This window comes from Streptomyces caniferus (assembly GCF_009811555.1).
In the GTDB taxonomy this organism is placed as follows: Bacteria; Actinomycetota; Actinomycetes; order Streptomycetales; family Streptomycetaceae; genus Streptomyces; species Streptomyces caniferus.
On record NZ_BLIN01000005.1, the window covers coordinates 4115668 to 4138134 of the forward strand.

Below are 22467 nucleotides of genomic sequence, written 5' to 3' on the forward strand. Positions count from 1 at the left end.
ACCCGTCGCCGCCCATGACTCACGCCTCCAGGGGGTGTGGCCAGCGCCACACCCCCTGGAGGGCTACGCGTGAGGGTCAGTCGGACACTCAAGCGTCCTCAGGGCTCAGCAGTCGCCCAGACCACACCCTCGCGATTCAGCGTCGTTGGTTCGCTCGCTCGCCTCCACTACCTCGTCATCACCGTGTACGGGGATCCGGTAGCCGCGACTCTCAGCGACGCGTAGTGCGTCACGGAGCGACTCGGTCAATCGACATGCGAGAAAGCGAAGTTCATGGGGAGCTGCCTTGTTGCCCTCAAGGAGATCGCGCGCAAAGTCGAGAAGGTCGCTCCCCATGTCGAGTTGCATCTGCTCCATCTCGTCGGCAAGGCGCGACAGGTACCCCGTCCCGTCCGTGGACAGGTAACACGGTTTGCCTGCTGGGTGCGGCCAGGGAAGCAAGCGCAGAGGCTGCCGGGCATGCATCAGACGGCCCCCTTCACGCTACGCAGAGTCTCGGCACGAGCGTCCAGATCGCGGACAACTCGCCTCACACGCGTTCGCGCGAGCATGTACGGTCGCAGCGGCGGAGCGTCCCCTCCGCACAGCGGTAGGTCAGCGCCCTTCCTCCATGGCTCGACGACGGCATACGACACCGCAGGGCTCGCGACAACCGCGAGGGCTCCCACTGGCCTACGGGGGCTCGATGTAGGTAACAGCGCCCATAAAACGGCCTCACCGATTCGGGCGATACAGTGCAACACGTTGACCTGCTCTCTCAGGTTGGCCATGCCCCCGGACCGTGTGGAGCGGTCGCGGGGGTCCTCGTCGGTCAGACCGAACTGACCGTAGGGCCACGCGGAGAGCGCCAGGGGCACAGTTTGTGCCCCCTCACTTATGCGACCAACGCGCCGATCTTCACTGCGAGTTCGCTCGCTCGTCGGCGCTGCGCTGGACTCCTCGACTCGGTTTCTTCCAAGACGATCCGTCGCGCGTATCCGTTGTAGCGGATGGTTTCGGGTGCGGCCTGATACGCCTTTTCCAGAACTGCCAGAGCCGTCTCAGCTTGGCCATCGAGGTGGTATCCCCGCGCCTCTTCAATGCGATGGCGAGCGCTCCGTGGGCGAGACGGAATGAGCGTCACATCAGCAGCAGCGGCCTGTCTGACGCTTTCACCGCCCGCGTGCAGTTCCACGGCTACGGTCACCGCATGCGCCCCCATGATCGCCCTGGAGAACGAGGTCACGGGGTGAAAGTAGCTCGCCGGAAGTCGCTCTGCCATGGACCGGGCAGTGTCCCAGTAGCGCCATGCCGTCCCGGCGTCTCCCCGCCGGGCGGCGGTATACCCGGCCTCAAAGTTCAATGCTCCAGTGATGGCGAGTACGTCGTTGTCGGCCTCCGCGAGGCAACGTTCGAGGTAGCGGAGCGTCGCATGGTTCACGGCATCGGCAGCGTCGTAGTGCGCGGGGCCACTGTCGCGGTGCGCCTGTGCGGCAAGCCATGCCGCCACACCGATGGTGTGTGGATCCTCGGATTCCTGAGCAGAAACCAACCCTCGCTCCACTACGCGCCACAACAGCGAGGCGTCCGATTGGTACGCGAGGAAGAATTGGCTGAGGCTATAGACCTGGGACACCACAGACTGTGCAGCCCTCCGTTCCACTCCGGACTCCGCTTGAGCCAACGAAGCTTGGGCATCCCGAATGAGGTGAGGGAGTAGTTCGCCGAGCACGTCACGGTGATGAGGAGCAGAGTGCCTCGCCTGCCACGCGTGGGCGAGGCGGGTCTTCAGATGGGCGGCGGATGGGGCCTGGCGCACAGTCGTCAGCGGATACTCATTGATGGCGTCCCGTACATACGGGAGGCGAGCATGCCCGGGACCGGCGAAGAGCGAGATAGCGGTTGCTTGCTCGCCGACAAGATCAGAAAGGCTCGGCACGCGGAGAGCCTCAGCGATCCGAAGCACCATGGGGAGCTTAGGCATCTGAAGCCGTCCCACCTCGACCTGCTTTACCCAGCTGGGGGACTTGCCTAGCAGACCGGCAAGAACGGTCCGGCTCATACCGCGGCGAAGACGGAGCACCTGCATCCGCTGGCCGAACGCAATCGGCTCGTTGGACAGTTCCGGAGTAGCGCCAGATGACACGTTCGGCCCCTCTCAGCACACGCAACGTCACCGTCAGAGTACGTGCTCGGGCTCAACTCGTCGCTGTGCTAGTCCAGTCCACGATGCCGCACCACCCTCACCCGCCCCGCCAACGGTCCGGCGTAGGGTCGGAAAGAGGAGAAGTGTCGTTGTTCGTTCTCGGAAGTACGGAGAAGGGTGAGTGTGATGGCTGGGATTCCCACGGCAGTGGTGGCCGCAGGTGGGCTCGTCGGCGGTTACGCCACCGCCCGCTGGACGAAGAAGCGGCCGCTGGGTGGGGTGGCGCTTGCCGCGGCCGGGGCGGTGGCGGCCAGGGGGTGGCGGCAGAAGGCGGGGAACGCCACGGCGGCGGCGTTGAGTGGGGCGTATGTGGCGGCGTTTGCCGGGTCGCATCCGTTGGCCAAGAAGATCGGGGCGTGGCCTTCGGTGTTCACGGTGGCGGGTGGGGTGGCGCTGGCGTCGTGGGTGGCGGTCGATCGCCGGAAGTAGGCCGGGGGTACGGGGGAATACGGGGGGCATGGAGCGGACGTAGAGCCGGAGCAGAGCACGGGGAGGGGGCGGGGCCTCGGTGGCCCCGCCCCCTCCCCGTCGGTCGTGGTTCAGGCAGAGGCCTCGTTCAGCAGCGTCATTTCGACGTCGCTGAGGGTCAGGTCGCCCAGCGCCAGCAGCGCCGGCAGCTGGGCCACCGTGCGGGCGCTGGCGATCGGGGCCGCGACGGTGGGCCGGGCGGCGAGCCAGGCGAGGGCGACGGTGGCCGGTTCGGCGTCGTGGGCGGTGGCGACGGTGTCGAGGGCCTGCAGGACGCGCAGGCCGCGGTCGGTGGCCAGATGCTTGGCGGCGGCGCCGGAGCGGGCGCTCTCGGTGGGGGCGTCCGGGCGGTACTTGCCGGTCAGGAAGCCGGAGGCGAGGGCGTAGTACGGGATCGCGGCGACGCCGTGGCGGGCGGCCACGTCGGCGAGTTCACCCTCGTAGGTGTCGCGGGAGACCAGGTTGTAGTGCGGCTGGAGAGCCACGTAGCGGGCCAGGCCCTCGCGGGCGGAGAAGGCGAGGGACTCCTCCAGGCGCTGCGCCGAGATGTTGGACGCGGCGATCTCGCGGACCTTGCCGGCCCGGACGAGGTCGTCGAGGGCGGTGAGGAACTCCCCGACCTCGACCGATTCGTCGTCGTAGTGGGTGTAGTAGAGGTCGATGTAGTCGGTGCGCAGACGGGCGAGGGAGCTATCGACCGCGGACTTGATGGTGCCGGCGGACAGGCCCTTGTAGTCCGGGTGGGCGCCGACCTTCGTGGCGATGACGACATCGGAGCGGTTGCCGCGGGAGGACAGCCAGTTGCCGAGGACCGTCTCGGATTCACCGCCCTTGTTGCCGGGGACCCAGGCCGAGTAGACGTCGGCGGTGTCGATGAAGTTGCCACCGCCCGCCACATAGGCGTCGAGCACGGCGAAGGACTCGGCCTCGTCGGCCGTCCAGCCGAAGACGTTGCCGCCGAGGGACAGCGGGGAGACGGAGAGCGAGCCGAGGGTTCGGCGGTTTTGGGGCGTGTGTGTCGCGGTCATGCGTCATGGCAGCGCCGGGGGGAGCGGAGTTATTCCCTCCGCTCCCCCCGGCCTCCCGCCGGCCTTCGCCGACGTCAACTCCCGTCAGACGCTCACACGTTGATGCCGTGGTCGCGCAGCCACGGCATGGGGTCGATCGGGTCGCCGGCGTCGGGCCGCACCTCCAGGTGGAGGTGCGGGCCGGTGACGTTGCCGGTGGCGCCGACGCGGCCGATGACGTCGCCCGTGCTGACCTTGCCGGAGGTCTTCACCATCGAGGACAGGTGGCAGAACCAGAGCTCGGTGCCGTCATCGAGGGTGAGGACGATGCGGTAGCCGTACGAGCCGGCCCAGCCGGCCTGGGTGATGGTGCCGGAGTGCACGGCCTTGACGGGGGTGCCGGTCGGCGCCGCGAAGTCCTGTCCGGTGTGGTCCGCGGCCCAGCGGTCGCCGGCCTGCCCGAAGCTCGCGGTGAGGGTGAACGAGGAGACGGGGGCGATGAAGTTCTTCGCCAGCTCGGCGAGGCGGGCGGCCTCCGCCTTCTTGCGGGCGGCTTCCTCGGCCTCGCGCTTGGCCTCCATCTCGGCCGCCTTCTTCGCTGCGGCGGCCTTCTCGGCCGACTTCTGGTGGGCGGCGGCGTCCTTCTCGGCGGTCTGGAAGGCGGCGTGTTCGGCGGCCTCGCGGGCCTCCTGGTCGGCGGCGCCCTGCTGCGCGTCGGCCTGCTGGAGGATGCGGCTGCGCAGCGCCTCACCGGCGTCCGCGCCCGAGCCCGTCCGGGCGGCCCGGGTGAGGGGCCCGGCGGAGGCCGTGGCCGCCTCGTCCGTTCCGGCGCCCTCGGCCGCGGCGGATTCCGAGTCCGGGTCCGATATGAGGTCGCCGACGCCGGGGAGGGACTTGGCGTCCGGCAGTTTGTCGGCGAGGTCGTCGGCCATCCCGCCGACGTCGGGCATCGAGACCGGCACCGGCGGGCGGCCCTCGGCCGTCGCCATTCCGCCGGCACCGACCGCGGCGATCACGCCGACGCCCAGGACCGTGCCGCCGCGGGCGAATCCGCCGCCGCGCTGCTTGGCCACCCGGTGCTTGCCGCGGACCGAACGGACGGAATCCTCGGTGGGATTCCATTCCTCCCACGGTCCGTCGTTGTTGTTGTCCGCATCACCGGGGCCCGCGAAGGCACCTCGGTCATCGAGGTCGTAGGCGGACGGACCCTCGGGGGCAGGCCTGTTGGACGCCACGGGGGCGCTCTCCTTTCCTTCCTTCTCGCCTACCGGGTTAGCTGACGGGTTCGGAGCAGGAAGGTCTCCTACGGGCGCCCGCTGGCGGAGGGCGTCCGATTCACCCCAAGGAAGTGGTTCCCCGGTTCCCTTGGTGCAGTTCGAGGTGCTGGGGGTGCGTGAAAAGCGCGTGCGGGATTCGGCGTCGGCGCGCGGTGCCGCCTCTTGCGACGGCTGGGACGACCGCGCTGCGTTATCGGACAGTAATAGAGATGGCAGCCGAATTCCAAGCGTTCCCACGAATCCTTAGCGGCTCCGGACAAGCGCCGGCGTGGACTTTTTCGGCCAGCACGGGCACAAACCGGGCGAGTTGACCGGCCGGCTCTAAACGATCTCGCGCTGATTGTGCATCAGTCGTTATGCGGAGGGGTGGCCCTCGGTTACGGAACGTGAGAGCAGTAACGTCGGATCATGGCCGTCAACGTCGGGAACACCGGGAACGTCGCGAGCGCTGCCGCCGGCACATGGGGAGTGGCGGAGCGGTACCGGGAGTTCTCCTGGCGTCGGGCCCGCGGGCGGTCCGCGGCGCACGAGGAGCTGAGCGCGCGGATCGGCCAGGATCCGGAGCTCTGCGATCTGCTGTCGGGCTCGCTGCCGGCCGGCGCCAAACAGCAGCCGGAGCTGCTGCTCGCCGCCGTCCGCCATCTCGACGGCCCGCACGCCGAGCTCGGACCGCGCGGTGACGCGGCGTACGGCCGCTGGCGCGAGTGGACGATCCGGCACTGGGGCGAAGTACGCGCCGTGATCATGCAGCGCACCGCCCGGACCGACGAACCGGCCCACTGCGCGGCGCTGCTGCCGCTGCTCGCCCGGCTGCCGCAGCCGCTGGCGCTGCTGGAGGTCGGCGCGTCGGCGGGGCTGTGCCTGTATCCCGACCGCTATCGCTACCGGTACGAAGCGGACGCGGACGGCGAGGGCGACGAGGCCGCGGGCGGGCGCGCGCCCCGGGGAGACGCCCTCCAGGGCGACACCCTCCGGGACAGGACCCTCCCGCACGGCCCCCTCCTGGCCGAGGCGGGCGCGCCGGAGAGCCCGCTGGTGCTCGGGTGCCGTACGGAAGGGACCGCTGACGGGCTGCCCGGCCGGCTGCCCCGGATCGTCTGGCGGGCCGGTATCGACCTCGATCCGCTCGACCCGGTGGCCGAACCGGACGACCTGCGCTGGCTGCAGGCGCTCGTATGGCCGGGCGACGGGGAGCGGGCGGCGCGGCTGTCCGCGGCCGTCGAGGCGGTGCGGCGGGTACCGCGGCCGCGGATGGTGCGCGGCGATCTGGTCCACGAGCTGCCCTCGCTCGCCGCCGAGGCGCCGCCCGAGGCGACGCTGGTCGTCTTCCACAGCGACGTGCTGGCCTGTCTGTCGCCCGCCCGCCGCGAGGAGTTCGCGCGGCTCGTGCGGTCGCTGCTGCGCGGCCGGCCCGGCGGCGGTCACTGGATCTCCCAGGAGCACCACTCCGTCCTGCCCTGGATCACCGCGCCGGCCCCGTACGCACCGCGCCCCCAGGACGCACCGCTGCTGACCCTCGCCCTGGACGAGCGCCCGGTCGCGCTCACCGGTCCGCACGGGGAGCTCCTGCGCCGGCTGCCGGGGACGGACGGCCCGGCGGCGGGCTGAGGACGCCCGTACGCTCCCGGCCACTCCCGAGCCGCCGCCGGCCCGCTGCGCCCTTTCCTACGCCCCCTTCCCTACGCTCCCATCGGCCGCTGCACCGCCAGCAGCGCCATGTCGTCGGCCGGTGCGCCGCCCGTATGCCGTGCGACATCCTCGACGAGGGTGTCCAGGAGTGCGTCCGGCCCAAGGAACCGACGGCCGCGCAGCCTGCTCGGCGGATGGTAGAAGCGGCCCAGCAGGTCCCTGGCCTCGGTCACCCCGTCGGTGAAGAACAGCAACAGGGCGCCGGCCGGGAAGAACGTCTCGTCCGACCGGTCCGGCCAGCTCGCCACCTCTCCCATCCCCAGGGGCAGCGCCGGCACCGCGGGCACCAGCTCACGCAGCCCGCCGTCCGGAGTGAGCAGCAGCGGGGCGGGGTGTCCGCGGTTGAGGACCCGCAGCACGGACTGCCCGTTGGCAGGGATTTCGGCGAGGACGGCAGTGGTGAACCCCTCGAACTGGTCGAGCCCCGCACGCCGTCCGCCCTCCCGCTGCAACGCCCGCTCCAGCCGCCCCGCCACCGCCTCCAGCGTCGTCTCCTGTTCGGCCGCCTCGCGAAAGGCGCCGATGACGACCACCGCGGCCTCCACCGCCTCCAGCCCCTTGCCCCGTACGTCGCCGACGATCAGCCGTACGCCGTGCGGGGTGTCCTGCACGGCATAGAGGTCGCCGCCGATCCGGGCGTCCGCCCGTGCGCCCACGTAGCGGGCGGCGACGGCGAGGCCGGCGAGCTGGGCCGGCGGCGGGGGCAGCACGGCGCGCTGGGCGGCCTCCGAGATGTCCCGTGCGGACGCCAGGTGGGCATCGCTCCTCCGGACCAGCCGGTTGATGCCGAGGGCCAGCAGAGCGACGACGCAGACCATCGCACTCTCCGCCACCGACTCGCGGTAGTCCTCCAGGGCACCGCGGTAGGTGACGGCCCAGACCTCGCCGAGCACGGCGGCCAGGGCCGTGAGGGCGGTGCCGCGCAGGGAGGAGAGCGACGCGGCGATCAGCGGGGCGGCACAGAAGAAGGGGGCGGCGGTGTAGGCGGCGGGCGTCGCGATGCCGAAGGCGAGGCCGCCGACGATCAGGAGGGCGGGCAGCAGGCACACCAGGCGTCGGCCGGACACGGCCGACCGGCCGCGGCGCACCTGCCGCTCCGCGTCGTCCTTGGAGGGCGCTTCGTCCTGGAGCATCCGCACCGGCCTCTTCCCGCTCCCGCCCGTCCGTACGAGCACCGTGGTGGCGGCCGCGTCGACGTCCCCAGGGTTTCCGCTGCGGCGCCGGGCGGCGACTCGTCGGGGGCCGGACGGGTCACACGGCCGGCAGCCGCACAGGACCGCTCCCCGCAGGGCCACTTGGGAACCGGCCCGCCCCGGACAACGCCGAGGGCCCGGACCGCATCCGGCCCGGGCCCTCGGGGCGCTGTACAGCGGGTCGGCCGGCTCTCCCGTCCTCTTCTGGTGGGCCAACAGGGGCTCGAACCCTGAACCAATGGATGAAAAGCTCTGGGCGGACCATGACGGGGTGTGATGACTGCTGCTGCGTCGTCCCGTTTTCCACCGGTTGGGGAGAGGCGGTCACGCTCCGTGATCCATGTGGGGACACCTCTTCCAGGGCCGCATCGCTCACGCATCGCTCACGCACCGAGAGCTTCAAGGCGGCGGGATCTGATGTGAACCCACGACCTCTTCGTCCCGAATGAGGTCCGGTGAAGGCCACTGCCAGGAAGGGCGAATATCTGTGCTGGTCAGAGGCTTGGTGTGGGTTGGTGTGGCGCGGCCACGGCGGGCCTCCGAGAGAAGATCATCTCCCAAATTCTTCCCAGCCCGCGGGTCTCGCGGGGACTCGCGCGAGGCGAGAAGGACGCTTGCTGCGTTGCCGTGGCACGTTTGCCCTCGGCCTTACCTCAACTGGAGTCGGTGACGGGAATCGAACCCGCGCTCTCGAAGGTTCACGCTGCTCAGATGCCTTCCGGCGCATCTGGTATCTGAGCAACGACTGCTTGGGCGGGGGAACCTGAGGTCGATAGGCGTGCTTCATGGCCGCCTTCGGAGTCCCAGACCGATACCAGGGCCAGTTCGATCTCCTCCGCGATCCGGCGTTGCTCCGCTGCGTCCATCAGGGAGCTCGCGGTGCGGGTGCCCAGCGGATCGGCGGCCTCGGTCATGAGCCGGGCGGCTGTGGCGGGGCTGGTCTCCGGAGGGATGACCAGCAGGTCCCCGCGGCCGACGGTGTAGGAGAGCAGCAGCAGCTTGTGGGGATCTTGTTCGGCCTTGAACCAGCCGATACGCACCACATGCCCGTCGACGGGCACTTTCCGTGGGATGACCGGCCAGAACGTGGGGTTCACCGTGACGTGGGTGATCCTCCCCCACAGCGGGTCGAGTACCGCCGTCAGTGCGGGAAGTTCCGCCGTGAGGTCACGGGAGCGGGGCCACCACGCGCCGTCGAGCAGAGCCGGAGTGGTGCCGGCCGGTGCCAGCATGAGTCGCAGGGGCAGCGAAGAGGTCCGGTCTTCGACCGCCGGCGTATCCAGAATGGTCGTGGTCATGACGCGGACCCTGCCCCAGGCCAACCGCAACCGGCCCGGTGTCGTGAATCGCCGAAAACGACACGAGCGTGGAGGCTGGTGTACGGAATGCCCTCGGTAGTTCCAGCTTACTCTTCGTAAAACTCGCCGGGCCGGTCCGGAGCGACGGGGTGAACGGCACAGGAGACCTTGGAGCAGTCGGCCCGAGAATTGCGAAGACGCAGAACGTCCCGTGCGGGCAGCCGGACTGTCTCGTGCGACATCGGCTGCAGACAGGAAGCTGTCAGCCGCAGGACCGCGCGGGTCGTCCGGTCAGCTGAGGAAGGACAGCCGGACTTGGCGTTCGGGGCTGTCCCGGTTGCTGTTCACCAGTACAACGGACTGCGAGGTCCCCAGCTCCAGCTCGCCCTCGACTACGGGCAACGTGGCGTGTGGCGGTACCAGAGCCGGGAGCACGTGGTCACTGCCGTGGCCTGGACGGCCGTGGCGGTCTCGCCAACGGTCGTCCGCGGGAAGAATTTCGCGGAGGGCTGCCAACAGGTCATTGTCACTGCCCGCGCCGGTCTCGATGATGGCCAGGCCGGACGTCGCGTGGGGGGTGAAGACGTTCAGCAGTCCGTTTCGCCCGTGAGCGGCCTCCCGGAGAAACGCGGAGCATGCGTTCGTCAGGTCATGCATGGTCTCAGTGGCACCGACCGCGATGTTGATGGTGCGGGTGGTGAAGGTTCCGGCCATGGTTCACCGGTACCCATCGCGGAGGGAAAGCACTGACGGCCGGATGGGTTGTTCCTCCGGGGCTCCACCAGTAGGGGCACCTGCTCCCGTACCTGGACAGGCCACGCGCCGTCTCATCCGAGTACCGCAAGCCGGCCCTGGACCGCGGCTTCCCCGCTCTCCCGGCCCCACGCGCATCCCTTGCCGTCCAGCGCCAGCCCCCGGCCAACGGCACCCCGAGTACCTGGCTGCCGCGTAGTCCGGGCAGCGAAATATGGCAGTCGAAGGTTCGGACGCGCCTGAGCATGGCGTCAACCGTGTTTTTCTTCTTCGGCCTCCATGCGCCGGATGCCTTGGTGCGTCAGCGTGACCATGGCCGGCGTATTGCTCGCGGTCCAGTCGACCGTGATCAGGTCCTCGCCCACCAGATACGTGCAGGCGGCAGCCAGATCCTCTGCCGGGATCGCGAGTTCTTGGGCCAGCTTGGCCCCGGTGACACCCAGAAGGCGGTTGCCTTCAGTGGCCTCGTACAGCGCCTGCATGATCTTCTCGCGGTACGCCTTCCGCTCGGTCAGTGATGCCATGACTGCTACCTCTGGGGAGAACTGTGTTGCGCTCATCGCAACGGAGGAGCGCCGGGACGGCCGGCCGGGGGCCTGTCACAGCCGCGTATCTGAGGCCCGGCTTCCTCGGACCTCGTCCGCATGCGGGCGATTACCCGCGGCTGACTTGCTGGTCACCAGCCATGGCGGGGCCGTCGCGCTGGGCTCGGGGGTGTGCGCGGTGTCCACGGTGATGTGGAGGCGGGTCCCGCCATCGTGGCCGGCGGGGTAGCTGCGCTGTTCGGTGGCGGGGAAGCAGTGCCGGAGAACTTCTGCAACCCGGCGGGCGGCCTCGGGGGATGCGGAGACGATACGGACCTCGGCCATCCCTGCCGAAGGCATCGGTTCTACAGGTCTCATGCTGGCCTCTCTGTCAGGCGTATGAGGTGCCCACGGGGTGAGTGCTCACGCCTATCGCCGCCGGTCATGGAACAGTAGGCGCCTCATCGCCCTTATCGTGCTGTCCGCGGCGAGCTGCCGAGGGGCGGAGGGACGAGCCGGGCGGGCCCACTGCCGGTCTTCCCACTCCGGCAAGGCATCCCTGCAGTGGAGGGGTGCGTTCCTCTCGTTTCGCAGACAGGGACACCGGCAAGGGTGGAAGCGCTCGAAATATCCCGCTGTGTTCACCGTACTCCGGCCGACGGTTCACCGAACCCACGCGAGGGAGCCCAGGCCAGCTCAGCGGCGAGCGTGCGAAGGGGGGCGACGAGTTCCGGGTGGTCTCCGCGCGACGCAGTCTGCCTCAGCTCCGTGACGACGACGAGCTGTGCGACGCGTCCAGCCTCTGTTGAAGGACCGGGAACGTCTCGCGGACACGGTCAGCGAATCCGGGAGCGAGCAGCGGTAGGTCAGCAACACGGCGGCGTCGTAACCGACCGGCGCGAGCCCGAAGCCCTGACGAAGTCGTGCAGTTCAGTTTGGTGTGCGTAGCCATCGCTGGTGTCCTGCAAGGCGCCGTGAAGGGCCGGTTTGTGAAGGCTGCCGTCGAAGAGAACGGCGGCTTCGCGATGACCTTCCCCGATCTTGCCACCTGCCTTGTCGTGCGGGGCGGAGAGCATCCTCAGTGTTTTCGACAGGGTGAATGAGCGCCACCCAGACGGTGAGATGGGGAGCCGCTGTTTGGACATCGAGATTGAGAGCCACCTGTCCCGACCGGGTGTGACATGCCGCCTTTGGAGTAATGGGCTCTTTGGGCTGGTCGGCCGCGTCACCCTGTGGGGGTGATCACGGTTGTGCCAGGAGCCCGTGTGACAGATCGCGGAGTCTTCGAGCGAGGATCGCCGTGGACCGCCGGATGGGCCCGAGCGTGTCAGCGCGAACGTTGGCTCCGCGGTACAAGGTGAGCCGGAGCACCGTGACCGAGGCTTTGAAGACGTCGGTGCAGGGGTGCGGCTATGGCAGAAGGTGAGTCGCAGTCCGACAAGGGCATGGCGGACCGGTCGGAGGGTTTCGGCGAGCGGCTGCTGGGGGTGCTGCTGGACCGGGCTCACGAGATGCCGCCGCAGCTGATCGCTCCGCTGATCGCGGAAGAGGTGGCCAGGGTCGGCGGCGGTGACGTCTCGATCCTCCTGCAGGACTATGCACAGCTGCTGCTGGTGCCGCTGCCGGGTAGGGGGCTGACCGTCGGCGAGCCCGAGCCGATCAGCGACTCCCATGCCGGCACGGCTTTCCTGCGTGCAACCCCTGTCGAGGTATTGCAGGCCGACGGCGTCCGGATGTACCTGCCGTTGCTGGACGGCAGCGACCAGGTGGGAGTGATGGCCCTCACCGTGGACACTGTCGATGACGACGACCGGCGGCTGTTGCGCAGGCTCGCCGGCCTGGTCGCCGACATGCTGGTCACCAAGCACAGCTACACCGACCAGTTCTTCCAGGCCCGGCGCCGCGAACCGATGAGCTTGGCCGCGGAAATCCAGTGGTCTCTGCTACCGCCGGTGGCGATGTCCGTCCCGCAGGTCGCGGTGGCCGGAATCCTGGAGCCCGCCTACAACGTCGCCGGCGACAGCTTCGACTACGCCCTCAACGAGGACATCCTGCACGTGGCCGTGGTCGATGCGATGGGCCACGGCCTGGACGCCGCCACGATGGCGACCGTCGCCGTCGGAGCCTACCGGCACGCCAGACGTGCCAACATCGACCTGGCCGAGATCTACGCATTCATGGACCGGGCCATCGCCGAGCAGTTCGGGCCCGAACACTTCGTCACCGCGCAGATGATGCGCCTGAACATCGCAACCGGCCACCTGCAGTGGGTCAACGCGGGTCACCCCGTACCGCTGCTGATCCGCAACCACCGGGTCGTCGCGCAACTGGAGAGTCCGACCACCCTGCCGGTCGGCTTCGGCGGCGAAGAGCCCCAGATCAGCGAGCAGCTACTCCAACGCGGCGACCGGGTGCTGTGCTTCACCGACGGCCTGATCGAGGAGCACGAAGCCGGCGAAGAGCAGTTCGGCGAGGAACAACTCATCCACTGGGTCAACCGCATCGAGCACACAGAGGAAGGAGTGCGGTCAGTGGTGCGCTCCCTCTCCCACGCCCTGAAGCAGGAACGGGGCGGGAGCACCAGCGACGACGCGACTCTCTTCCTGATCGAGTGGCGCGGGGGCGCCGCCGACCACCTCTCCATCCTGGAGTGAGCCGATGGCCGCGGGCTCCACTCCCGCCGCTGCCACGAACACTCATGAGCCGTCACGGCCACAGCAGAAGTCACCCGATCGGAGTGGCCCCTCAATCCCGTTGCCGATCACGGACCTGTCTCCTGTCCATCCCCACCACGAAGGGGGCAAAGTGGCTCCCGAACTCGGTGCCGGAGTGGCTCCCATTCACCGTGCCGAAAACATCCTCAAGCGATGCAGGGTCAGCCGTACGGACGAAGCGATGCGGGCGGTGCGCCCTGCGGCAGGGGATCGGCTCAGCTGGGGCGCCAGGGCCTGCACCCTGACACAGGGCAGCTCATGAGCGTCTCGGCGACGGGACGGAATCGCGAGGGGAAGGTAGGGGTTCACGGCGAGGGAGGATGCATGGAGACCACGGCCCCGATCACGAATCCGCAGGACGCGGAGATCAGAATGATCAGCAGCGGTCCCGTATAGCGCCCGAGACGGACTACGGCACGACCGATCATGGTCTGGCCCCGTCGTACGCAACCCAGGTGGGCTCTGGCGCCGCGCAGTCATCGGCCCCACCGTCCGTTGGCGACCGTGACCTTGGCGTGCAGGGCCTCCTCGGGAGTCGGCTCGCGCAAGGCTTCCGGCGGCACGTCCCACTCCTTGCCGCCCTGCGGCGGCCGGAGCTGCACGTACCGTCCCTCGTTCCCCATGACCCTGCCGATGCGGTCGGTACGCGCATCGGCCATCAATGTCCCAACGTCTCCTCGCCTGGTGTCGCTCACGCTCAATACCTCCTCGCCAACGTGGGCAACGGGGCGGCCGAGGAGCGTGGATGCGGGGCGAACCCCTCGGGGAGGCGAAGTGCGGCTCGCCGAGTGCGCGTAGCAGCTGCCGGTCTCCGGAGAAGGGTGTGCGGGCATGCAGCCAGCGATGGTTGTCGAACAGATAGCCCTGCCCGGCCCGGAGGCTGATACGGCGCTGACTGTCGGCGATGGCGCCCCGCAGGCGGGGTAGGTACGGCTGGGCGATCGGACTCCACCGGGCCAGACCGTCCTGGCGCAGCCGTATGGAGATCCGTCCGTCGGCGTGGGCGGTGAGGACCTGGGTGGTGTGGCCGGCTCCGGCTCCGAAGTACGCCGTACGGGGCTGGGCAAACGTGACGGCGGCTTCGGGGCAGCTGCCCACGAGCCGGTCGTAGACGTCGCGTCCGTCGGCGAGGAGGACGTCACCGCCTCTGGACGCGGGGCGCAGGCACACCAGGAGCATCAGGCGCGACGGCCTGGGGCGCCGGATCGCTCGGTGTGCGCTTGCAGTTCGCCGCTGCCGAGTCCGGCGAAGCCCGCGCGGTGGGCGTGGCTGCCCATGTCGCGGATCAGGGTCAGACCGTCCGGCGCGCTGTGCGGGTGCGGTGTGATGGCCATCAGATGTGTGGCGAACGTCGTATGAAGGCGGTTCAGGAGATGCTGGGTCACTCGTCGATAACAATCACGATGGACATCTGTGCGAGCGTCCTTCCTGAGCTGGCCAAGGAAGCCGCGGCGAAGCTCGTCCCTCGCAACCCGGCCGTGTAGCGCGCTCACGCAATCGGCTGATCAAGAGGAAGCGCCCCGGCTAAGGCAAGTAGCCGGGGCGCATTCTTGCAGGGCAGCGCCCTACAAAGAGGTCTGACCAGTGGGCCATCAGGGGCTCGAACCCTGAACCAATGGATTAAAAGTCCACTGCTCTGCCAATTGAGCTAATGGCCCGCACCGAGCAGCATAGCCCGAGGACGTGCCGCAGCCCGAAGGCATGAGGGATCAAGCTGCCCGACGGGGTGCCCAGGGGCCCGTCGGCGGGCCGGCCGGGACACCCGGTCACCCCCTCAACGCACAGGGCCCGTACGGCACTTGCGTGCGTACGAGCCCTGCGGTCAGCGTGTGTGATCAGCCGTTGCGCTTCCAGCGCGGCTTGTCGTCACGACGGCCGTAGGAGCCGGTCGGGGCGCCACGGTGGTCGTCACGGCGGCCGTACGGACGGTCGCCGCCGGTGCGGTGGCCACCGGCGGACGGACGGCCACCCGAGCGGTCGTCACGGTTGAACGGGCGGTCGCCGCCACCGGAGCGGTAGCCACCGGCGGACGGACGGCCACCGGAACGGTCGTCACGGTTGAACGGGCGGCTCGGACGGTCACCGCGGTCGCGGTTGAAGCCGCCACCGGAGCGGTCGTCACGACGGTCACGGTTGAAGCCACCGCCGGAACGGTCATCGCGACGGTCACGGTTGAAGCCACCGCCGGAACGGTCGTCACGACGGTCACGGTTGAAACCGCCACCCGACCGGTCATCACGACGGTCACGGTTGAAGCCACCGCCGGAACGGTCGTCACGACGGTCACGGTTGAAACCGCCACCCGACCGGTCATCACGACGGTCACGGTTGAAGCCACCGCCGGAACGGTCGTCACGACGGTCACGGTTGAAACCGCCACCCGACCGGTCATCACGACGGTCACGGTTGAAACCGCCACCGGAACGGTCGTCACGACGGTCACGGCGCTCGAAGTTGCCCCGGTCGTCGCGGCGCTCGTCCGACGCGGCGGCCTGGGCCGGCACGGCGGCGGCCTCGGCGACCTCGGCCTGGGCGGTCTCGGCCGCGGCGGCCAGCGCCTCGGCCGGGTCCTCGCCCCGCTCACGGGCGGCGCGGGCGGTCAGCCGGTCGGCCTCCTCGCGCAGCTCGGTGGCGCGGCGCTGCAGACGCTCCAGCTCGCGGGTGACCTCGGCCACCTCGCGCTCGGCCTGCTTGGCGGAGTTGTTGGCACCGTCGGCCTGGACCTCGGTGAGCGAGCGCGCACCGGTGATCCGGGCGACGTCCTCGTCGAAGGCACCGGAGCCGCCGACGATGTGGCGCGAGGCGTCCACGCCCGCGTCCTCCATCAGGCGGAAGATCTGGCGGCGCTGGTGCGGCAGCGACAGCGAGACGACCGTGCCGGACTGGCCGGCGCGGGCGGTACGGCCCGAGCGGTGCAGGTAGTCCTTGTGGTCACCGGCCGGGTCGACGTTCAGGACCAGGTCGATGCCGTCGACGTGGATACCGCGGGCGGCGACGTCGGTGGCGACCAGCGCGTTGACGTAGCCGTCCTTGAAGTCCGCGAGCACCCGGGTGCGGGCGCCCTGCGTCATGCCGCCGTGCAGCGCGTCGGCCTTCACGCCGGACTCGACGAGCTGCTCGGCGATGCGGTCGGCGCCCAGCTGGGTGCGGACGAAGATGATGGTGCGGCCCTTGCGGGCGGCGATGGCGGCGGTGACCGGCGCCTTGTCCTTCGGCTTCACGACCAGGACGTGGTGGGTCATGGTGGTGACGTTGCCCTGGGCGCTGTCGACCTCGTGGGTGACCGGGTTGGTCAGGTAGCGCTTGACCAGGGTGCCGATCTCGTTCTCCATGGTGGCGGAGAAGAGCATCCGCTGGCCGCCGCCGGGGATCTGGTCGAGCAGCTCGGTGACCTCGGGCAGGAAGCCCAGGTCGGACATCTGGTCGGCCTCGTCGAGGACGGCGACCTGGACGTTCTCCAGGGAGCAGGCGCCACGGTTGATGATGTCGCGCAGCCGGCCCGGGGTGGCGACGAGGACGTCGACGCCGCGCTCCAGGGCGTAGATCTGGTTGCCCATGGACGTACCGCCGCAGACGACCTTCATCTTGAGGCCGAGCACGTCGCCGTACGGCTGGAGCGCGTCCGCGACCTGCATCGCGAGCTCACGGGTCGGGGTGAGGATGATCGCGCGGGGCTTCTTCTTCTCGGTGCTGCCGCCGGCGAGCTGGGCCAGGGTCGGCAGACCGAAGGAGAGCGTCTTGCCGGAGCCGGTGCGGCCGCGGCCGAGGATGTCCTTGCCGGCCAGCGCGTCCGGGATGGTCGCGGCCTGGATCGGGAAGGGGGTGGTGACGCCGTTCTGCGCGAGCTTGCGGACGACGCCCTCGGGCAGTCCGAGGTCGGCGAAGGTGACGGTGTCGGTGGCGGCTTCGGCCGCGTCGGTCTCGGGCGCCTCGTCGGCCGCCGTCACCTCGGGAACCGTCTGCTCGTCGAGTGCGGGCATGACGGACTGCTCAGTGGAAATGGACATGCGAAATGCGAAACCTTCCGGAGTCTCGGCACGCGCCCAAACTCCGTGTGTTTCACACGACCGCCTCTATGCGGTCAGCCACGGCAAGGGAGAGAACGCGCCACGCGGCGCGCTTCTGTTCTGGCGCCGGGCAAATGGGATCAAACGATCTACCACCATACGCACTCCGCCCCCCGGATGGCAAATGACCTTCCGGCCCCCGCCGTGCGCCCCCTGAAGCCCCCGCCCCCACAAGGCTACGCGCCCCCACCCGGCGCCCCTTTCGTCCGGCCGCTATGCCCGCCCTCTCCCCCTATGCCCTACGCCCCTCCCTCGTACAGGTCCGACTCCGACGCCTGTGACGAGTGCGACGAGTGTGACGACTGCAACGAGGACACCGGCGCGACGGGGGACGGCCCGGAGGCCTGGGAGCTCGGCGGCGGGGCACTGGGGGGCGGCGGGGTCGGCGCCGCGGTGGGCGTACTGGGCGGGGGCGAGGCCGACGGGGTGACGGGGTGGTCGGGGCGGGACGGCGAGGGCTTCGGGCCCCCAGGCCGGCCGCCGTGACCGTCGGAGCCGCCGTGCGCACCGCCCGACCCCGGCTCGGGGCCCGACGGCTGCACGGGCTGGGACGGCTCACCGGGCTCGGACGGCTCCGGCTTCGCGCTCCCCGACGCCTTCTTGCCCTTGTCGTCGCCGTCGGCCGGGCGACCGGCGCCGTGGTGGCCCATCCGCCGCTGCCCGCCGCCGCGGCCGTCCACGGTCACCCCGCCGGGGCCGGACACCCCGTCCTTCCCGTCGTGCCGCGCGGCGGTGCCGGACGGTCTCGGTTTTTCCGGGTCGCTCACGCTCATACAGCCGGCCAGCGACGCGGCCAGCGCGGAGACGGCCACGGCCGCGGCGACGGCCCGGGAGTGCCGGCGGCGCGTCGGCGGACGTGACGAGGCGGCAGGGGTGGGAGACGGCGACAGGGACGGTGTCGGCGTCAGGGGCGAATGGTGCGAGGGGCTCGGGCGCACGGCGGGACCTCCGGATCCGGAGCGCAGGGACAGCGGCACGGACGCCCTGCCCAACTCCCGCTCCCCACCCGAGGACACGCACGGGGCCCGGCCGATCGCGCCGGTCCCGCCTTCCGGCCGCCCCCGACCCGCGCCGCCGCGTGGGACCAGCCCCCGCGAACCGGCCGGCCGGCGCCGGCCGAGCGGACCCGGCCGAGGGGCTGCCCGCGGCTCAGGGCCTAGCCGTAGCCGAGCGCGTGCAGCCGCGCGTCGTCGATCCCGAAGTGGTGCGCGATCTCATGAACGACCGTCACTTCGGTCTCCGCGACCACGTCCTCGCGCGTGTCGCACATCCGCAGCGTCGGCCCCCGGTAGACGGTGATCCGGTCCGGCAGCACACCCGCGTACCACTCCCCCCGGTCGGTCAGCGGCGTCCCCTCGTACAGCCCGAGCAGCTCGGGGTCCTCGGCCGGGGGCTCGTCCTCGACGAAGACCGCCACGTTGTCCATCAGCCGGGTCAGCTCCGGCGGAATCCGGTCCAACGCCTCGGCGACCAGTTCCTCGAACTCCTCGCGCGTCATTTCCAGCACACCACCATTCTCCGCCACCCGGTCCCCTCCCTGATCGTCGCGGCCCGCCCGCCACTCCGCACCCCAACCGGAAGCCGCCGCTCCCCGCTTAATGGCGCCACGGACGGGCATACGGGACCAATGGCCCGCGCCGCGCGCTCCCGGACACCGAACCCCGACACCCCGCGCCATCCGCTGCACCGGCTGCTCCGCACCTGGCTCGACGGCGTATCCGCACTGCCCGCCGCCGTCCGCCGCGCCTACCGCTCCCGCCGTACGGCCCCCGCTGCCGCCGCCGTCGCGCCGACGCGCTCCTTAGCCCACCCGGCACCCCGCGCCCTGCCCGACACCGCCCCGCGCCGCCCGCTGCGCTCCGCCCTCGGCCTGATATCCGTCACCGTCCTCGGCGCCTGGCTGGGGCTGGTCCTGATCGGCGGGGTCCACGCCCCCGTCGGCCCGATGGACACCAGCATGGCCCTGCGCCCCTCGCTGACCGGCGGCACCAGGATCAATGTCCCGCCCCTCGGCGACCTGGAACTGAGCAGTCACTACGCACCCGTACGGCTCGATGTCGACGTCGACCGGCTGGATCCGGTCCGCTCCCAGCAGCTGGTCGACCACCCCGAGCGGTTCGCCGGCCTGCAGGACGAGGTCACCCACGACGTCACCCGCGGCACCCTGGGGCTGGCGCTGCACTCCTGTGCCGCCGTGGCGTCCGGTGCGGCCGCGCTGGGGCTGGCCGTCTACCGCCGCCCGCGCCGCGCGCTGGCCGCCGGCGGGCTGGCGCTCGCCCTGCTCGCCGCCTCCGCCGGGACCGCGTACGCCACCTGGAACCCCAAGTCCGTACTGGAGCCGCGGTTCTCCGGTCTGCTCTCCTCGGCCCCCTCCGTGGTCGGCAACGCCCGCAACATCGTCAGCGAATTCAACGTCTACCAGAAGGAGTTGGCGCGCCTGGTCACCAATGTGACCAAGCTCTACGACGCCACCTCGACGCTGCCGGTCTACCAGCCCGACCCCACCACCATCCGGGTGCTGCACGTCTCCGACATCCACCTCAACCCCGGCGCCTGGCGGATCATCGCCTCCCTGGTGAAGCAGTACCGGATCAACGTGATCATCGACACCGGCGACACCATGGACCACGGCTCGGCCGCCGAGAACCACTTCCTGGACCCGGTCTCCGCCCTCGGCGCCCCGTACGTCTGGGTGCGCGGCAACCACGACTCGCGCAGCACGCAGAAGTACCTGACCGGCCGCCCCCGCGTCACCGTCCTCGACCACGGCCGGGTGGCCCGGGTCGCCGGCGTACGCATCGCCGGGGTCGGCGACCCGCAGTTCACCCCGGACCGCTCCGTGGTGGCGGCCGGCGATCCCGCCGAGCGCACCGCCGGCGGCCGGCTCGCCGACTCGCTGCGCACCCAGCGGCTGGCCGGCACGCCCGTCGACATCGCGCTGGCCCACAACCCCACCGCGGCGACCGAGGCGGACGGCCTGGCCCCGCTGGCGCTGGCCGGCCACATCCACCACCGCGAGATCACCACGCTCCCCCAGGGCACCCGGCTGATGGTCGAGGGCTCCACGGGCGGCGGCGGGCTGCGCGCGGTGCAGAACAAGAAGCCCGCACCCGTCGAGGCGTCGGTGCTCTATCTGGACCGCACGACGAAACGGCTCCAGGCATGGGACGAGATCACCCTCGGCGGGCTGGGCCTGTCGCGGGCCGAGGTCAGCCGCCACCTCGCCCGCGAGAACCAACCCGGCGCCACGCCCTCGCCGTCCGGCTCCCGTCACCCGACCGGACCGTCGCCCGGCTCGCCGGACGGCCCCGCTCCGCGCCCGGCCAGGAGCCCTTCCGACGGCCCCCGGTAAACCGTTTTGGCGAACGGTCCTCCCATCCCATATGCTTCTCACGTCCCCGACGGCGCCGGTAACGACGCCAAGGTGGCCACCAGCCCTCATCGTCTAGTGGCCCAGGACGCCGCCCTTTCAAGGCGGTAGCACGGGTTCGAATCCCGTTGGGGGCACGCAACATCGTGTGCGAGACTGGTTCACGCCGCTTTCGCACAATGCAAGGTCCTGTGGAGCAGTTTGGAGTGCTCGCCACCCTGTCAAGGTGGAGGCCGCGGGTTCAAATCCCGTCAGGACCGCTGCGGCTGGGTAGCTCAGTTGGTACGAGCGATCGCCTGAAAAGCGATAGGTCGCCGGTTCGACCCCGGCCCCAGCCACACCCATTGGGAGAAGGCCCCGATTCCTGGAATCGGGGCCTTCTTCGTGTGCGGTCGTTGTCGTGTCCGGGCGATGCCGATGACGGGCTCACGCCCGGTCGGTGACCGCATTCACGTCCGGTCGGTGACCGCTGTCCCGGTCGGCGTCCGTTTCCCCGAGGACGCCGTCGCGCTCACTCTTCGGCTGACCGAAAAACAGCCGGGCGCCGCCGCTGACCACCCCCATCGCCGTCAGGCCCACTGCCATCCGCACCAGCCGCCACCAGCCGTCCTCCTCGGCCGGCGGCGCGCCGAAGACCAGCCAGGCGGCAATTCCGAAACCGGCGGCCATCACGGCGATACCCGCCGTCCGTCGTAATCCCTTGTCCATGCCGTCATCGTCACAGATGCGCGAAGGCCGCGTAACTCCTTTTTCCGCCCAGCGTCCCCGCCGCCTCACCCGTCCGCGGCGAGCGCCGGTGCCGTCTCGCGGCCACCCGGGTGGCGGTGCCGCCAGGTCCAGAAGACCGAGCACGAGAGCACCGACCAGCCGGCCAGCACCAGGAAGGGGAAGGCGTGCTGGTGGCCGCCGAAGTAGACGGCGGTGTGCTGGGCGTTGACCGAGCCGCCCGGCGGGAGCCAGCGGCCGACGAGGCCGAGGGCGGAGGGCAGCAGCGGCCAGGAGACCGCGCCGCCCGAGGAGGGGTTGCCCAGCAGCACCATCAGTCCCCAGGTGGGGATCATCGCCCAGCGTCCGATGAGGGCGTTGAACATCGTGAAGACCATGCCGGACGTGAACATCGTCAGCGCCAGGATCAGCCAGGACTCCACGAACGGCAGCCGCAGCGCGCCCAGCCACCAGTCGACCACCGCCGCGATGCAGAAGCCCCCCAGCAGCGCATAGACCGCGGTGCAGACGATCCGTTCGGCCGGCTCCAGGGCGCGCGCGTGCACGCTGAGCTGGATCGCGCCGACGAAGCCGATGATCACCGCGGCCAGCGAGATGTAGAACAGCGCCAGACCGCGCGGATCGCCCTTCTGCAGCGGCTTGATGTCCCGGATCCGGACGTCCACACCGATCACCGTGCCGACCTTCGCGCCCGACTGGGCCAGCAGCTGGGCCACCGTGGCGCCCGACGCGCCGGAGACGTCCAGCTCCACGCCCTTGCCGCGGGCACGCAGGATCGCGAACTCCTGCTGCTCGTCGACGGCCCGCCGGGCCCGGCCGTACGTGGGGTATCCGGTCAGCCGGAGCGAGGCGTTCAGCGCCTTCTCCATCCCCTGGGTGAACGCCTTCACCGGTGGCGTGTCGGGGGAGCCGACCACGGCGGTCGGGATGGAGCGCGGGGTCGGATTGGCCATGGCGTAGGTGTACGAGCCGGCGAACAGGCCGGCCGCGGCGGCGACGATGAGGACCAGCACGACGGCGGGCAGGTAGGGCGACTTCTTGAAGGCCGCCCACTTCTCCGCCACGGTTCCCGGCCGGCCGTGGGCGCCGTGCGGGGCGGGTCCGCCGGGCGCACCGGAGGCGCCCGGCGGGCCGGAATCGCCGCGATGATCAGCCATAGGGACACGCTAAAGCAGCGATGACGGACATACCCGGGC

The 22467-nt window shown here is 70.4% G+C and carries 19 protein-coding genes, 4 tRNA genes, 1 pseudogene and 1 riboswitch; of the genes and pseudogenes, 8 read left to right on the plus strand and 16 right to left on the minus strand.

All coding sequences use genetic code 11. The annotated features are described in order from the left end of the window. Nucleotides 1-874 precede the first annotated feature (874 nt). The gene (locus tag Scani_RS34595) at nt 875-2125 is read right to left on the minus strand and encodes a helix-turn-helix domain-containing protein (RefSeq protein ID WP_281392214.1); all 1251 of its coding nucleotides are present in this window, start codon (nt 2123-2125) and stop codon (nt 875-877) included. A 186-nt stretch (nt 2126-2311) separates the two neighbouring features. On the opposite strand from Scani_RS34595, the gene Scani_RS34600 reads away from it, so the two are divergent. Beyond that, a complete protein-coding gene (locus Scani_RS34600; RefSeq protein ID WP_159481640.1) occupies nt 2312-2614 on the plus strand; it encodes a hypothetical protein in 303 nt (100 codons plus the stop codon). A gap of 110 nt (nt 2615-2724) precedes the next feature. Here Scani_RS34600 and Scani_RS34605 read toward each other — a convergent pair whose 3' ends face one another. Together Scani_RS34605 and Scani_RS34610 are read right to left on the minus strand one after the other, a co-directional pair. Beyond that, the gene (locus Scani_RS34605) at nt 2725-3681 is read right to left on the minus strand and encodes an aldo/keto reductase (RefSeq protein ID WP_159481641.1); all 957 of its coding nucleotides are present in this window, start codon (nt 3679-3681) and stop codon (nt 2725-2727) included. A gap of 92 nt (nt 3682-3773) precedes the next feature. Further along, entirely contained in the window at nt 3774-4895 is a 1122-nt protein-coding gene (locus tag Scani_RS34610; RefSeq protein ID WP_159481642.1) for a M23 family metallopeptidase, read from the minus strand. Nucleotides 4896-4906: 11 nt separating this feature from the next. Continuing rightward, nucleotides 4907-5053, minus strand: a riboswitch (cyclic di-AMP (ydaO/yuaA leader). A gap of 292 nt (nt 5054-5345) precedes the next feature. On the opposite strand from Scani_RS34610, the gene Scani_RS34615 reads away from it, so the two are divergent. Then, entirely contained in the window at nt 5346-6545 is a 1200-nt protein-coding gene (locus Scani_RS34615) for a DUF2332 family protein (protein WP_159481643.1), read from the plus strand. A 71-nt stretch (nt 6546-6616) separates the two neighbouring features. Here Scani_RS34615 and Scani_RS34620 read toward each other — a convergent pair whose 3' ends face one another. The 5 genes from Scani_RS34620 to Scani_RS34640 all read right to left on the minus strand — a co-directional run bounded on the left by Scani_RS34620 (nt 6617) and on the right by Scani_RS34640 (nt 10772). Next, nucleotides 6617-7759, minus strand: a complete 1143-nt coding sequence (locus Scani_RS34620) for a PP2C family protein-serine/threonine phosphatase (protein WP_159481644.1) — start codon at nt 7757-7759, stop codon at nt 6617-6619. Between the two features lie 767 nt (nt 7760-8526). Continuing rightward, entirely contained in the window at nt 8527-9117 is a 591-nt protein-coding gene (locus Scani_RS34625) for a DUF5994 family protein (protein ID WP_159481645.1), read from the minus strand. 291 nt (nt 9118-9408) lie between these two features. Beyond that, nucleotides 9409-9831, minus strand: a complete 423-nt coding sequence (locus tag Scani_RS34630; protein WP_159481646.1) for a YjbQ family protein — start codon at nt 9829-9831, stop codon at nt 9409-9411. Between the two features lie 290 nt (nt 9832-10121). After that, a complete protein-coding gene (locus tag Scani_RS34635) occupies nt 10122-10394 on the minus strand; it encodes a hypothetical protein (RefSeq protein ID WP_159481647.1) in 273 nt (90 codons plus the stop codon). 75 nt (nt 10395-10469) lie between these two features. Further along, nucleotides 10470-10772 (minus strand): hypothetical protein, encoded by a 303-nt coding sequence (locus Scani_RS34640; RefSeq protein WP_167538172.1) that lies wholly within the window; start codon nt 10770-10772, stop codon nt 10470-10472. Nucleotides 10773-11806: 1034 nt separating this feature from the next. Here Scani_RS34640 and Scani_RS34645 point away from each other — a divergent pair. Beyond that, a complete protein-coding gene (locus Scani_RS34645) occupies nt 11807-13048 on the plus strand; it encodes a PP2C family protein-serine/threonine phosphatase (RefSeq protein WP_159481648.1) in 1242 nt (413 codons plus the stop codon). A gap of 536 nt (nt 13049-13584) precedes the next feature. Here Scani_RS34645 and Scani_RS34650 read toward each other — a convergent pair. The 5 genes and pseudogenes from Scani_RS34650 to Scani_RS34670 form a co-directional block, all read right to left on the minus strand. Next, entirely contained in the window at nt 13585-13767 is a 183-nt protein-coding gene (locus Scani_RS34650) for a hypothetical protein (RefSeq protein ID WP_246296313.1), read from the minus strand. A gap of 190 nt (nt 13768-13957) precedes the next feature. Further along, a pseudogene (locus tag Scani_RS42245) lies at nt 13958-14287 on the minus strand (hypothetical protein); the annotation flags it as partial. Further along, nucleotides 14287-14493 (minus strand): hypothetical protein, encoded by a 207-nt coding sequence (locus Scani_RS34660; RefSeq protein ID WP_159481650.1) that lies wholly within the window; start codon nt 14491-14493, stop codon nt 14287-14289. The pseudogene Scani_RS42245 and the gene Scani_RS34660, both read right to left, overlap by 1 nt. Before the next feature lie 200 nt (nt 14494-14693). Next, nucleotides 14694-14766 (minus strand) — tRNA-Lys (locus Scani_RS34665). A 177-nt stretch (nt 14767-14943) separates the two neighbouring features. Continuing rightward, the gene (locus tag Scani_RS34670) at nt 14944-17115 is read right to left on the minus strand and encodes a DEAD/DEAH box helicase (RefSeq protein WP_159481651.1); all 2172 of its coding nucleotides are present in this window, start codon (nt 17113-17115) and stop codon (nt 14944-14946) included. 294 nt (nt 17116-17409) lie between these two features. Here Scani_RS34670 and Scani_RS34675 point away from each other — a divergent pair, with 294 nt between their 5' ends. Next, nucleotides 17410-17661, plus strand: a complete 252-nt coding sequence (locus tag Scani_RS34675; protein ID WP_159481652.1) for a hypothetical protein — start codon at nt 17410-17412, stop codon at nt 17659-17661. Between the two features lie 670 nt (nt 17662-18331). Here Scani_RS34675 and Scani_RS34680 read toward each other — a convergent pair. After that, nucleotides 18332-18682, minus strand: a complete 351-nt coding sequence (locus Scani_RS34680; protein WP_159481653.1) for a metallopeptidase family protein — start codon at nt 18680-18682, stop codon at nt 18332-18334. A 120-nt stretch (nt 18683-18802) separates the two neighbouring features. On the opposite strand from Scani_RS34680, the gene Scani_RS34685 reads away from it, so the two are divergent. The 4 genes from Scani_RS34685 (at nt 18803) to Scani_RS34700 (ending at nt 20883) form a co-directional block, all read left to right on the plus strand. Next, nucleotides 18803-20527, plus strand: a complete 1725-nt coding sequence (locus Scani_RS34685) for a metallophosphoesterase family protein (RefSeq protein ID WP_174872787.1) — start codon at nt 18803-18805, stop codon at nt 20525-20527. 82 nt (nt 20528-20609) lie between these two features. Beyond that, nucleotides 20610-20682: transfer RNA gene (locus tag Scani_RS34690), tRNA-Glu, on the plus strand. 48 nt (nt 20683-20730) lie between these two features. Further along, nucleotides 20731-20805: transfer RNA gene (locus Scani_RS34695), tRNA-Asp, on the plus strand. A gap of 4 nt (nt 20806-20809) precedes the next feature. Next, nucleotides 20810-20883: transfer RNA gene (locus Scani_RS34700), tRNA-Phe, on the plus strand. 88 nt (nt 20884-20971) lie between these two features. On the opposite strand, the gene Scani_RS34705 is transcribed toward Scani_RS34700, so the two are convergent. Then, nucleotides 20972-21253 (minus strand): hypothetical protein, encoded by a 282-nt coding sequence (locus Scani_RS34705; protein ID WP_174872788.1) that lies wholly within the window; start codon nt 21251-21253, stop codon nt 20972-20974. Nucleotides 21254-21318: 65 nt separating this feature from the next. After that, entirely contained in the window at nt 21319-22428 is a 1110-nt protein-coding gene (locus Scani_RS34710) for an ABC-2 transporter permease (protein ID WP_246296314.1), read from the minus strand. Between the last annotated feature and the right edge of the window lie 39 nt (nt 22429-22467).